The organism is Cytobacillus sp. FSL K6-0265 (genome assembly GCF_038003465.1).
Classification (GTDB): Bacteria; Bacillota; Bacilli; order Bacillales; family Cytobacillaceae; genus Cytobacillus; species Cytobacillus stercorigallinarum.
This window is the reverse complement of the sequence record NZ_JBBOPE010000001.1, coordinates 3,109,713-3,122,238: the sequence shown is the minus strand read 5'-3', so window position 1 is coordinate 3,122,238 and position 12,526 is coordinate 3,109,713. Positions and strand designations below refer to the sequence as shown.

Here is a 12,526-nt window from a genome sequence, read left to right as displayed (position 1 = left end):
TATTTCTTTATTGTTTTTATAAATATCATTCGATTTGCCCATACTAACATGAGTAAAAGACTATATGGTAAAAGGATGATTGTCTGTGAGATATAGTGAAAAAGGAATGAATGTGCAAAGCGGTGAGAACCAATTATTTGGTGTGGACTTTCATGATTTTATTCAAGCTGAGGGAAATGCCACGATGGTTGAACTTGCGAGTGATTTCGGAATTTCTTTACAAGATGTGAGAAAACTGAAAAAGAAAATTTCTAGAACGTAAATCGCTATCAATTCTAGAGAGAGACTTGACATCTTGTACAATGGTTATTATGATAAGAAGGATAAAATGATATTTTAATACAGTAAATGATAAAATAAATTGAACCAATGAGGAAGAAGAGTAATCATTCTCCACATAAAAAGAGAGGAAATGTCATAGGCTGAAAGCATTTCTATATGATGACTTGATGAAAGAACACTTCTTAGGTTTCTCCCTGAAAAATTTAAATTTATTAGGGGAAGAACGTGTGCAGGCGTTATCTGTGTAAAGAGGCAGTATATCTATCATACTGCAACTAGGGTGGCACCACGGGATATTCAACTCTCGTCCCTTGTATTGAAAAATACAAGGGACGAGAGTTTTTTTATTTAAGCTTTAGGAAAGAGGAGGATTTGGTATATATGTCAATCCGTTTACCAAGGGGTACCCAGGATATTCTTCCTGGTCAAGTAGAGAAATGGCAATTAATAGAACAAAAAGCGAGAGAACTTTGTCATAAATTTCAATATCAGGAGATTCGCACACCGATATTTGAACATACAGATTTATTTTTACGAAGTGTAGGAGATACAACTGATATCGTCCAGAAGGAAATGTACACATTTGATGATCGCGGTGGTAGAAGCTTAACATTGAGACCAGAAGGAACAGCTTCCACAGTACGTTCATTTGTTGAACATAAAATGTTTGGCCAAGCAAATCAACCTGTCAAATTATATTATATGGGGCCAATGTTTCGTTACGAAAGACCACAAGCTGGTCGTTTCCGTCAGTTTGTCCAATTTGGTGTAGAAGCGATAGGTAGTGATGATCCGGCAATTGACGCAGAGGTTATTGCATTAGCGATGGCGCTTTATAAAGAAATGGGTTTGAAAAAGTTAAAACTAGTTATCAACAGTTTAGGTGATAAAGAGAGCCGGGCACAGCACCGTGAGGCCCTCATGGCCCATTTTAGTCCGAGCATTAATGAATTTTGTTCAGATTGTCAAAGCAGATTAGCGAAAAACCCGATGCGTATTCTAGATTGTAAAAAAGATCGCGAACATCCATTGATGAAAACAGCTCCATCAATTATTGATCACTTAAATGACGAATCCAAACAATACTTCAAAAAAGTGCAGCAGTACTTAACAGAATTAGAAATTGATTTTGAAGTCGATGCCAATCTTGTCCGTGGTTTAGACTATTATACGCATACTGCTTTTGAGATTATGAGTGATGCAGAAGGGTTTGGCGCAATAACAACTCTTTGTGGTGGTGGCAGGTATAACGGTTTGACAGAAGAAGTAGGTGGACCGGAAGCACCTGGTATTGGTTTTGCTTTAAGTATTGAGAGATTTCTTGCTGCTTTAGAAGCTGAAAATGTTGAACTCCCGATTGATCAATCCATTGATTGTTATATCGTCACTTTAGGCGAAGAGGCGAAAGATTATTCTGTCGGCTTGCTCCACAAATTGCGCCATGCAGGATATTCTGCTGAGAGAGATTATTCTAATCGTAAAATGAAGGCACAATTCAAATCAGCCGATCGAATGAACGCTAAATATGTAGCTGTTATTGGTGAAGATGAATTAAAAAACAATAAGATTAACTTAAAAATAATGGATAGTGGGGAACAAAAGGAAATGGAGCTTGCTTCATTTATCCAAGACTTTACTGCGCTATATAGAAACTAGGAGGAATCATAGATGTTTGGAAGAACGTACTACTGCGGAGAGATTACTGAAAAAGCGATAGGTGAGAAAGTAACATTAAAGGGTTGGGTGCAAAAACGTCGTGATTTAGGAGGTCTTATCTTTATTGACCTTCGTGACAGAACAGGCATTGTCCAAGTTGTGTTTAATCCGGAAGTTTCACAAGAAGCTTTAGCATTAGCAGAAAAAATTCGTAACGAATATGTGTTGGATATTGAAGGCGTTGTTATTGAAAGGCAACAAGGGACAGTTAATGAGAGCTTAACAACTGGTAAAATTGAAATTCGTGTGGAAAAAGTAACGATACTTAATGAGGCGAAAACACCTCCATTTACGATTGACGAAAAATCAGAAGTATCTGAGGATGTTCGTTTAAAATATCGTTATCTTGATTTAAGAAGACCAGTGATGGCCAATACATTAAAGCTACGCCATCAAGTAACAAAGGCTATTAGAGGATTCCTTGATGATGCCGATTTTATCGATGTAGAGACACCGATCTTAACGAAGAGTACACCAGAAGGAGCGCGTGATTATTTAGTGCCAAGCCGTGTGCATCCAGGAGAGTTTTACGCACTGCCACAATCTCCACAAATATTTAAACAATTGCTGATGGTCAGTGGTGTAGACCGCTATTATCAAATTGCACGTTGCTTCCGTGATGAAGATTTACGTGCAGACCGTCAACCGGAATTTACTCAAATTGATATTGAAATGAGCTTTATGAGCCAAGAGGATATTATTGAGTTGATGGAAAGTATGATGGCAAAAATCATGAAGGAAGTAAAAGGGCAAGAAGTCAATATTCCGTTTCCTCGTTTAACCTATCATGAAGCGATGTCAAGATACGGTTCCGATAAGCCAGATACACGTTTTGGCATGGAGCTAACGGATCTATCTGAAATCGTAAAGAATTCTAGCTTTAAAGTATTTGCTGGTGCTGTTTCATCAGGTGGGCAAGTGAAAGCAATTAACGTCAAAGGAGCGGCTTCCACATATTCTCGTAAAGATATTGATGCATTGACGGAATTTGTTTCAGTATACGGGGCCAAAGGACTTGCCTGGTTAAAAGCAGAAGAAGAAGGTTTAAAAGGACCGATTGCTAAATTTGTGTCTGAAGAAGAACAAGCAGCGATTCAGTCAGCGCTTGGTGTGGAAGCTGGCGACTTATTACTATTTGTAGCTGATAAGAAATCAGTTGTTGCTGATGCACTAGGTGCGCTTCGTCTAAAATTAGGAAAGCAATTAGAATTAATTGATGAGAGCAAATTTAACTTCTTATGGGTAACGGATTGGCCGCTACTTGAGTATGACGAAGAAGATGGCCGCTATTATGCAGCACATCATCCTTTTACAATGCCGCAAAGACAAGACTTGGACAAACTAGCTGATCAACCAGGAGAAGTGAAAGCTCAAGCATATGACCTAGTTCTTAACGGCTATGAACTTGGTGGTGGTTCTCTACGTATATTTGAAAGAGATATTCAGGAGAGAATGTTTGAAATTCTTGGTTTTTCTAAAGAGGAAGCTGTTGAGCAATTTGGTTTTCTCCTTGAAGCATTTGATTATGGTACCCCGCCGCATGGAGGGATTGCACTAGGACTTGATCGTCTAGTGATGTTACTTGCTGGTAGAACCAACTTAAGAGATACCATTGCTTTCCCTAAAACAGCTAGTGCAAGTTGTGTTTTAACAGATGCACCTGGTGAAGTAAGTGAGGCACAATTAAATGATCTTCATCTCGCTTTAAATGTGAAGAATCAAGATTAATTGGTAAAAAAAGTGATTTTTGAACTATACGTCACTTCTTGAATTCATATCTTAGCTATGATAAGATTACTTCAATCATAAAGAGTCCTGATGTGTACGTCGTCTACCCTAATTTTGACCGAACATATTACCTTCGGGAGTCCGGAGTTTTCTACGTAAGCGTAAATGCCTCATTTGTAGGGGACTTACAGATGCGAGAAGCAGGACACCCACCTGCTAAGTGCGGGTTCAAAATGAAGGACCAATAACGACGGCATAATTGGGACTCTTTCACTTTAATATTGTATGTAAAACCTGATGATAGTCATCAGGTTTTTTTGTGTTTTGTTATGACTAAGTAAACCTCAATTGACTTAAGGCAATAAAAAATATGTACTAGCATAGGAAATACAGGTAAAAGTAAATGCTTCTTTTTATGAATGACAAATTCAGTTAACTCCAAATAAAGAAGTAGAGAGAAATCCCAGTGATATACTTGTATTTAACGGAAAGTATGATATATTTTTTTACGGGTATGATTATTTGTAGGATAGATATGGAATGGAGTTGAAATAGATGTTACATCAGTTTTCGCGAAATGAGCTTGCCATCGGTAAAGATGGTTTAGAGACAATGAAAAATAGTACAGTGGCTGTATTAGGTATCGGGGGAGTGGGTACATTTGCCGCTGAGGCCCTTGCTCGTTCAGGTGTTGGCAGACTTGTGCTTGTTGATAAAGATGATGTGGATATTACCAATGTAAATAGACAAATTATTGCGTTGCTTTCTACTGTCGGAAGACAAAAAGTAGAAGTGATGAAAGAGAGAATTATGGATATTAATCCAGAATGTGAAGTCATTGCCTTAAAAATGTTTTATACAGAAGAGACGTATGAAGACTTCTTTAGCTACGATCTTGATTTTGTCATTGATGCTTCAGACACGATTTCTTATAAGATCCACTTAATGAAAGAGTGTTTGAAAAGAGATATACCGATTATTTCTAGTATGGGTGCAGCAAATAAGATGGATCCGACAAGATTCCAAATCGCTGATATTTCTAAAACGCATACCGATCCAATAGCTAAGGTGATTCGTACACGTTTAAGAAAGGAAGGCATTCGTAAAGGTATACCTGTTGTTTTCTCTGATGAAAGTCCGATAGTTATTCGTGAAGATGTGAGAAAAACTGTTGGGAAAGATGATGCCAAAATACGTAAGGCGAAAATGCCACCATCTTCTAATGCGTTTGTGCCATCTGTATCAGGACTCATTATGGCAAGTTATGTTGTCAAGGAATTATTAGCAGACATTCCTATTAGCCGTGTAAATGACGAAAGTAAATAAAATAAGAAAAGCTTGTAGTTGATGCTACAAGCTTTTCTTATTTTATTTACGATATTCTTTCATCACAGTCATTAATCCTTCGTAAAGAGAGAGCTCATTATCTAGTTGATGGCTAGTTTCTTCCCATTTTTGATTTAGTTCTTTATTTCTTGCCTCTAATTGTTCATTTTCCAATATAAGTGCCTTGTTCTCAGATAATAATAAAAGGTCAGGGGTTGTTTTTAAGTATTCAATCACTTTCTGTATGGATAAGCCCGCAGAGTCTTCTCTATTCTTCTTCATAGTATGATACCTCGTTTGACAGGCAGATTCTGTTCTGCCTAATTTTTTTGCTGCCATGCGAAAGGCATCTGCTTTAGAATCACCATTTTGACTATACTCGTTAACCAATTCTTCTAATAGTTGATCATCGGGCTCTTGCCAAGGTGCATATGTCATCGAAAGCCTCCCTTATCAAATTATTTATTATTATCCTCTACCTTAAAAAAAGAATCATACATTTGGTTTGACAAAAATAAAGTACCGGTGTACTATTTAACTAATACACTGGATGTAAAAAGGAGGAAAATATGAATCCTTTTCGTGGCTTGCTCGTAAAAGAATTAAAGATATTGAAATCTCACTTTTACGGCGTAATTGTAACATTGCTTTTTACCGTTTTAATTGGTCTGGCATTGTCTCATTATTTTAATGAAGTAAATATTTTACCAGCTTTTCTGTTTGCTTTGTTTTTTGCGCATATTTTGTTTTATCCCATTTTTATTTTGTTTTCGTTAAGCATGGAAACAAAGACGCAAGGGTGGTTGCATAACCCAAACCCGGGTTCTTACTTATTAATGAGTAAGTTAGTGGCCATTAGTGTTTATTTTGTGATGTCTATAGTCATTACCATCTTTTTGGCGATTGGGAGCTATTTTTATAACCCTGGTGCCTCTTTCTACGACAACATACCAGTTGTTCTACCAGTTTTCTTATTATTATCTATCACCTGTTCGTCACTCTATTTTGGTTTATGGTTTTGCTTTTATTGGTTCGTTTACTATAGCTTAAAAAATGTACCGATCTTAGGAAGGGTGCGCCCAATATTTTTATTTGTCATAGTAGTTGTGCAAATGTTCATTTCTGGTTTGATAGGTGAAAGCGATTGGTACAAACAATTAATCCATATGAGTGAGCTTGATTTAAATATAGATTGGTTACATTTCAACTTTTTTGTCCAATCAGAAGGGTTCACCTTCAATATGGCTGATAGTACAATCTCCATTGTAGAAATCCTTTTATACCTCTTTACAGCTATTCTGTTATTCATTACCTCGACTTGGTTGCTCGAAAAGAAGGTTGAGGTGTGAAAATGGCGGAAGAGTTTCATTCATCACAGCCGATTTATCTACAAATCATGGAACGGGTTTGTCAACAGATTGTGAGAAAAGAGTTAGATCCAGGGGCAAAATTACCATCTGTTCGTGAGATGGCACTTACATTTGGGGTGAATCCAAATACGATTCAAAGGACGTATCAAGAGCTAGAAAGGATGGAAGTCGCTTTGGTGAAGCGTGGGCAAGGAACATTTGTAACGGAAGATACTGCCAAGTTAATGAACTTAAAAAGAGATATGCAAAGGCAAATCATCCAATCCTATGTAAATCATTTGCGAGAGTTAGGCTTTTCTAACGAGGAAATGAAACAAGGGCTATCTCAATTCCTTAAGGAGGATCATGATGATTGAGTTTCATAAGGTGAATAAAAAATATGGCTTTAATCACGTTTTGAAAGATATCAGCTTCACGATACACCCTGGGAAAATAATTGGCCTAGTGGGGCCCAATGGAAGTGGAAAATCGACTATCCTGAAACTCATCTCTGGCCTTACGTATCCTTCAAGTGGTGATGTCAATGTATTAGGGGAGCTTGCCAATAGAAGAATTGCGTCCAAGGTCATTTATTTAACAGAGGCAGACAGTTTTTATCCTTCTTTTACGGTTAAAGATATGCTGAATTTTTATGAGAGTCAATTTGCTGATTTTGATCAAGAAAAAGCAATCGAACTTTTACATTTTATGAAATTAAACGATTCAATGAAAATTAGGTCTTTATCAAAAGGAAACCGTGGGCGATTAAAGTTAGTATTGGCTCTTGCTAGAAAAGCACCTATTCTTCTATTAGATGAACCATTTTCAGGATTAGACCCAATGGTTCGGGATTCGTTAGTTCAGGGATTATTAAGCTTTATTGATTTTGAGAAACAAACAGTGCTAATGGCTACACATGAAATAGAAGAAGTAGAGCCAGTCCTTGATGAATTGATTATGATAGAGAATGGAAGTTATCTTGGTCAGTATCATGTCGAAACAATAAGAGAAGAGAAAGGGTTGTCTATCAAAGAGTGGATGAAAGAAAAATATAAGGGATGAGGTAAAGAAATGAAAGCAGTAGTTAAAATTGAAAATGTAACAAAGGTCATTAAAAAGAGAACCATTATCGATTCCTTAAGTTTTGAAGTAATGGAAGGAGAGGTTTTTGGGTTTCTAGGCCCTAATGGTGCTGGTAAAACAACGACTATTCGGATGATTGTTGGATTAATTGGCATTAGTGAAGGCGATATTAAAATTCTTGATAATAGTGTGCAAACAAACTTTGAGAAGGCGATTCAACATGTAGGAGCGATTGTTGAAAATCCAGAGATGTACAAATTTATGAGTGGATATCAAAATCTTCTGCATTACGCAAAGATGTCAGAAGGAATTACGAAAGAAAAAATTATGGAAACGGTAGAGTTTGTTGGCTTAACTGATCGAATACATGATAAGGTGAAGACTTATTCTCTAGGGATGCGGCAACGATTAGGGCTAGCGCAATGTTTGTTACATGATCCTAAAGTGTTAATTTTGGATGAGCCAACAAATGGACTAGACCCCGCTGGTATTCGGGAAATCCGTGACCATGTAAGGAAGTTAGCAAGAGAAAGAGGAATGGCCGTCATTGTGTCTAGTCATCTTCTTTCAGAAATGGAAATGATGTGTGATCGAGTCGGTATTATTCAAAAAGGTAAATTAATTACGATTCAGTCTGTTCATGAACAAGTTGAAGGAGGAGCAAAGGAATATGAAATCGACGTCGATCATCCGACAGAAGCGATGCTTGCCGTTGATAGATTAATTCCAAATCAGCAAGCAGAAGTGAAGGGAAATACGCTCATGCTCCGAGCGCAAAAAGAGGACATTCCTTTATTAGTAAAAGAGTGGGTACATGATGGAATTAATATATATCGTATTCAAGAAACAACGAAAACTTTGGAAGATCGCTTTCTTGAAGTGACAACACTACAGAAGGAGGCGGAATAAGTCATGTTCTCATTAATTAGAAATGAATGGGTAAAAATCTTTAAACGTAGTGGCACTTATGTCATGATTGGTATTCTTTTATTCATCGTCGCTGTGGCAGGGGCATTTATGAAATATCAAGATGTACAAGGAACAGTCCCTGCGAATGACCAATGGCAAAAAGGGTTACAAATGGAGATTGACTCCTACCAGAAGGAGTTAGAAAATTCTGGGGAGATGCTTCCTCAAGAAGTAAAAGATAGTTATGAAAAGATGATAGCGATCAATGAGTATCGTATCGAAAACAATCTTTCACCAAATGGAGATTACGAGGCACTTAGTTTTATTTCTGATATGTCTTCGCTAATAGATTTTGCCGGCTTATTTATGATTATTATTGCTGGAGGGATTGTGGCAAGTGAATTTAATTGGGGAACGATTAAACTACTTCTTATTCGCCCAATTAACAGAAGTAAAATTCTTCTCTCAAAGTACATAACTGTGCTACTATTTGGCTTTAGTTTACTCTTTGTACTTTTCGCATTTTCCGGGATATTAGGACTCATTTTATTTGGCTTAGCTGATAGTGAACCGTATCTCTTATATCAAGATGGGGTAGTAAAAGAACAGTCAATGTTTTTGCATTTACTCAATGTGTACGTTTTATCTTCCATTCAAAATATTATGCTAGCTACGATGGCCTTTATGATTTCATCAGCATTCAGAAGTAGTTCATTAGCGATTGGTTTATCTATTTTCCTTATGTTCGCTGGTGGGCAAATGACACAACTTATTGCGTTGAAGTATGATTGGGCGAAATATAGCTTATTTGCTAATACTGATTTGTTTCAGTATCTTGAAGGAACGCCGATGCTACCAGGTATGACTTTGACTTTTTCCATTATCATGTTGGTTGTGTATTTTCTGATATTCCAAATCATTGCTTTTACCATATTTAAGAAACGAGATATAGCTGGCTAAGATATAGAAGCTGCTGAAATTTTCAGCAGCTTATTTTTATGGTTGAAATGGTCACAATAATGATTGAAGGAGTGTGGGGCTCATGAGGATAAGATGTTGTTTTCTCGTCTTTATATTGATTGTGTTTATACCATTTAATGTGAGCGAGGCATCGACAAAAGAAAGAGTTGAATATGAGTACATGGGCCAAGCCATTTGGGATTTTTGTCACATGAAAGGGAACTACGTAGCGGTTACATTTGACGATGGTCCAGATCCCGTATACACTCCACAAATCTTAGACTTATTAAAGAAATATCGAGTAAAGGCTACTTTCTTTGTCGTGGGGAAAAAAGCAAAAGATTTCCCTCAGGTGATCCAGCGTATAAATAATGAAGGTCACGAAATCGCTAATCATACGTATAACCACGAATATAATGCCATGATTACTGAAGAAAAATTGACAAAAGAACTAAAAAAGACAGATGAAGTTGTGAAAGCAATTACTTCTAAATCTATGACATTGTATCGGCCAGTAGCAGGTATTTACAATGATACGATTATGAATACGGCTACAAAACAAGGTTATTTAGTAACGATGTGGTCTTGGCATCAAGATCCTAAAGATTGGATGAACCCTGGTATTTATCCGATTTACCACCACGTATCTACTGCGATGAAGCCTGGGGATGTAATTGTTTTACATGATTCTGGTGGTGATCGCTCACAGACGGTGTTTGCGCTAGAGGAAATCCTGAAAACGATGAAAAGTAATGATTTTAAAGGGGTAACTGTGTCCGAGCTTATTTTACTTTCACAAGAGATTCCGACAACGATCTTCGACACAAAACAATAAGTGTTTAATGAGTGGTTGAGTAAAAATAAGTGATAGCGAAAAGTGGTGCGATGGTATTGCATTTATGAGAGTAATATAGGGAAGCACCTAGCATTTTATTGTTAACAAAGTAAGAAAATCCACCCAAACATTTAGGTTTGGGCGAATTTTTCCAGCATTGCTACTGTTGTAGTCGTTTATAAACAGTGGAAAGAGCTTGTTCAAATTTACCGTTCATTTTCGGTTCATAATACGTTTTCTTCTTCAGCTTATTAGGTAAGTATTGTTGCTTTACCCATCCGTTTTCATAATCATGGGGGTATTTATAGTCAATTCCCCTCCCTAATTCTTTCGCTCCTTTGTAATGGGCGTCTTTTAAGTGATCAGGGACCTCCCCGCTAATGCCTGCACGTATATCTGATAATGCCCGGTCTATCGCCATAATAGCCGAATTAGATTTCGGTGAAAGGCATAGTTCTATCACGGCATTCGCTAACGGAATTCTTGCTTCAGGAAAACCTAACCGCTCCGCTGATTCAATGGCTGATAATGTTCTTTGTCCAGCTTGGGGAGAGGCGAGTCCGATATCTTCATAAGCAATGACCAATAACCTTCTTGTAATACTTACCATATCCCCAGCCTCAATCAACCTCCCTAAATAGTGAAGGGCAGCATTCACGTCACTTCCACGAATGGATTTTTGGAATCCAGATAAAACATCGTAATGTGCATCACCATCCTTGTCATGTGCCATACTCTTGTTTTGCATGCATTCTTCAGCAGCAGAAAGTGTGATGAGGATGGTGCCAGAGTCACTTGGTTCAGTTGAAAGCACAGCTAATTCAAGGGCATTAAGAGAACTGCGAACATCGCCTCCAGATGATGTTGCAAAATGTGTTAATGCTTCATCTGTTATCTCTATCGTTTTTTTACCTAATCCTCTTTCTTCATCCGTAATCGCTACTTTTAATGCCATTTTAATTTCTTCTACTTCTAATGGCTTTAGTTCGAAAATTTGACATCGACTTCTGATGGCTGGGTTAATCGCATGGTAAGGATTGCTTGTTGTAGCACCAATTAATGTAATCATGCCGTTTTCTAAATAAGGTAAAAGAAAATCCTGTTTAGCTTTATCCAAACGATGAACTTCATCTAATAATAAAATAACTTTACCTGACATCTTGGCTTCTGCTGCTACGACTTCCATATCCTTTTTATTATTTGTCACTGCGTTTAAAGTGCGAAATGCGAATTGAGTACTACCTGCTATTGCGTTAGCAATGGAAGTTTTTCCGATTCCTGGAGGACCATATAATATCATCGAGGACAATTGTTTTGCTTTTACCATCCTATGAATAATTTTACCTTCCCCCACGAGATGTTCTTGACCGATAATTTCATTAATTGTTCTTGGTCTCATTCGAAAAGCTAACGGTTTGATATTCAACTATATCACTCCTAATTAGATAAGAAGCTTATCCTGTTCCTTTTGATAACATATCATAAAAATAAGAAAGCTAAAATGATTAACGCTTGCAAATGTGCTATAATAGCAAGGTCTATTTATATGTTGTGAAGAATAAATGCTTTTAACTTATCTATCTACATTTTAAAGAATATATTTTAGCCTCAATGGAGGGCATAAGAAGAAAGATGAAAGAAAGACAATCTATCCTGTGAGGGCTTGGGAAAATGATCAATAATAAAAAAATGGGGCAAACAGGACCGAGGATTATCATCTATTTACTCGGTTTATTAGTAATGAGTTTAGGAATTGTACTCCTTATTGTTGCAGATTTAGGCGCAACACCTTGGGACGTTTTGCATGTAGGTTTGTATTATCAATTAGGGCTATCAATTGGCACTTGGTCTATCATTGTTGGTATTTTTGTACTTGCTGTTGCGGCGATCATTGGTAAAGAGATGCCAAAAGCAGGCGCTTACCTTAATATGATACTCATTGGTATCTTCATTGATTTGTATTTATTATTACCATTTATGACCACTCCCGAAACGATATGGGGCAAGTTCATCATGTTTGCTTGTGGTCTTTTAATTAATTGTTATGGTATGGGCTTGTATATATCAGCTCGTTTAGGTACTGGGCCACGGGATAGTTTGATGATGGCATTAACGAGCCGAACAGGTTGGAAAGTTGCCTATATAAGGTCAAGTATGGAAATTATTGTGTTAGTTATCGGTTGGCAGCTTGGCGGTCCTGTCTTTTGGGGAACAATCGTTTTAAGCTTGGCTACTGGCCCGATAGTTGGTGTAGCATTACCACAATGTCAAAGATTTACGAATAAGTTACTTGCACGGATGAAGGAAAGAAAAGTATCGATTGCCTCATAACAGGTAA

The 12,526-nt window shown here is 37.3% G+C and carries 13 protein-coding genes, 1 other RNA gene and 1 other annotated feature; of the genes, 12 read left to right on the top strand and 2 right to left on the bottom strand.

Translation table 11 applies throughout. From position 1 onward, the window contains the following. Positions 1-85 precede the first annotated feature (85 nt). The 5 genes from MHH73_RS15805 (at position 86) to MHH73_RS15785 (ending at position 5,052) form a co-directional block, all read left to right on the top strand. Complete coding sequence (locus MHH73_RS15805; RefSeq protein WP_191810290.1) at positions 86-262, top strand: hypothetical protein; 177 nt, start codon at positions 86-88, stop codon at positions 260-262. A gap of 98 nt (positions 263-360) precedes the next feature. Further along, positions 361-597, top strand: a binding site (T-box leader). Between the two features lie 66 nt (positions 598-663). Continuing rightward, positions 664-1,938 (top strand): histidine--tRNA ligase, encoded by a 1,275-nt coding sequence (gene hisS / locus MHH73_RS15800; protein ID WP_191810292.1) that lies wholly within the window; start codon positions 664-666, stop codon positions 1,936-1,938. Between the two features lie 12 nt (positions 1,939-1,950). Then, a complete protein-coding gene (gene aspS, locus MHH73_RS15795; protein ID WP_341067986.1) occupies positions 1,951-3,726 on the top strand; it encodes an aspartate--tRNA ligase in 1,776 nt (591 codons plus the stop codon). Positions 3,727-3,807: 81 nt separating this feature from the next. Then, a non-coding RNA gene (ssrS, locus tag MHH73_RS15790) (6S RNA) lies at positions 3,808-3,996 on the top strand. A gap of 285 nt (positions 3,997-4,281) precedes the next feature. Continuing rightward, positions 4,282-5,052, top strand: a complete 771-nt coding sequence (locus MHH73_RS15785) for a tRNA threonylcarbamoyladenosine dehydratase (protein ID WP_341067982.1) — start codon at positions 4,282-4,284, stop codon at positions 5,050-5,052. Positions 5,053-5,094: 42 nt separating this feature from the next. On the opposite strand, the gene MHH73_RS15780 is transcribed toward MHH73_RS15785, so the two are convergent. Further along, positions 5,095-5,490 carry a hypothetical protein gene (locus MHH73_RS15780; RefSeq protein ID WP_341067980.1) on the bottom strand — a complete coding sequence of 132 codons (396 nt, stop codon included), beginning with the start codon at positions 5,488-5,490 and terminating at the stop codon, positions 5,095-5,097. Between the two features lie 131 nt (positions 5,491-5,621). Between MHH73_RS15780 and MHH73_RS15775 the strand changes: the two genes are divergently transcribed. The 6 genes from MHH73_RS15775 to MHH73_RS15750 all read left to right on the top strand — a co-directional run bounded on the left by MHH73_RS15775 (position 5,622) and on the right by MHH73_RS15750 (position 10,188). Further along, positions 5,622-6,401, top strand: coding sequence for a hypothetical protein (locus tag MHH73_RS15775; protein WP_341067978.1), 780 nt, complete (start codon positions 5,622-5,624; stop codon positions 6,399-6,401). 2 nt (positions 6,402-6,403) lie between these two features. Then, positions 6,404-6,778: a GntR family transcriptional regulator gene (locus MHH73_RS15770; RefSeq protein WP_341067975.1), complete on the top strand. Its 375-nt coding sequence runs from the start codon at positions 6,404-6,406 to the stop codon at positions 6,776-6,778. Next, on the top strand, positions 6,768-7,463 hold the full coding sequence (locus MHH73_RS15765; protein ID WP_191810303.1) for an ABC transporter ATP-binding protein: 696 nt from the start codon (positions 6,768-6,770) through the stop codon (positions 7,461-7,463). Before MHH73_RS15770 ends, MHH73_RS15765 begins: the two co-directional genes overlap by 11 nt. A gap of 9 nt (positions 7,464-7,472) precedes the next feature. Then, positions 7,473-8,393, top strand: coding sequence for an ABC transporter ATP-binding protein (locus MHH73_RS15760; protein WP_191810305.1), 921 nt, complete (start codon positions 7,473-7,475; stop codon positions 8,391-8,393). Positions 8,394-8,396: 3 nt separating this feature from the next. Next, positions 8,397-9,353 carry an ABC transporter permease gene (locus tag MHH73_RS15755; protein WP_341067972.1) on the top strand — a complete coding sequence of 319 codons (957 nt, stop codon included), beginning with the start codon at positions 8,397-8,399 and terminating at the stop codon, positions 9,351-9,353. Between the two features lie 82 nt (positions 9,354-9,435). Continuing rightward, a complete protein-coding gene (locus tag MHH73_RS15750) occupies positions 9,436-10,188 on the top strand; it encodes a polysaccharide deacetylase family protein (RefSeq protein WP_341067970.1) in 753 nt (250 codons plus the stop codon). A 160-nt stretch (positions 10,189-10,348) separates the two neighbouring features. On the opposite strand, the gene MHH73_RS15745 is transcribed toward MHH73_RS15750, so the two are convergent. Next, on the bottom strand, positions 10,349-11,614 hold the full coding sequence (locus MHH73_RS15745; RefSeq protein WP_341067967.1) for a replication-associated recombination protein A: 1,266 nt from the start codon (positions 11,612-11,614) through the stop codon (positions 10,349-10,351). 245 nt (positions 11,615-11,859) lie between these two features. On the opposite strand from MHH73_RS15745, the gene MHH73_RS15740 reads away from it, so the two are divergent. Further along, positions 11,860-12,519 (top strand): YczE/YyaS/YitT family protein, encoded by a 660-nt coding sequence (locus tag MHH73_RS15740; RefSeq protein WP_341067964.1) that lies wholly within the window; start codon positions 11,860-11,862, stop codon positions 12,517-12,519. Positions 12,520-12,526 lie beyond the last annotated feature (7 nt).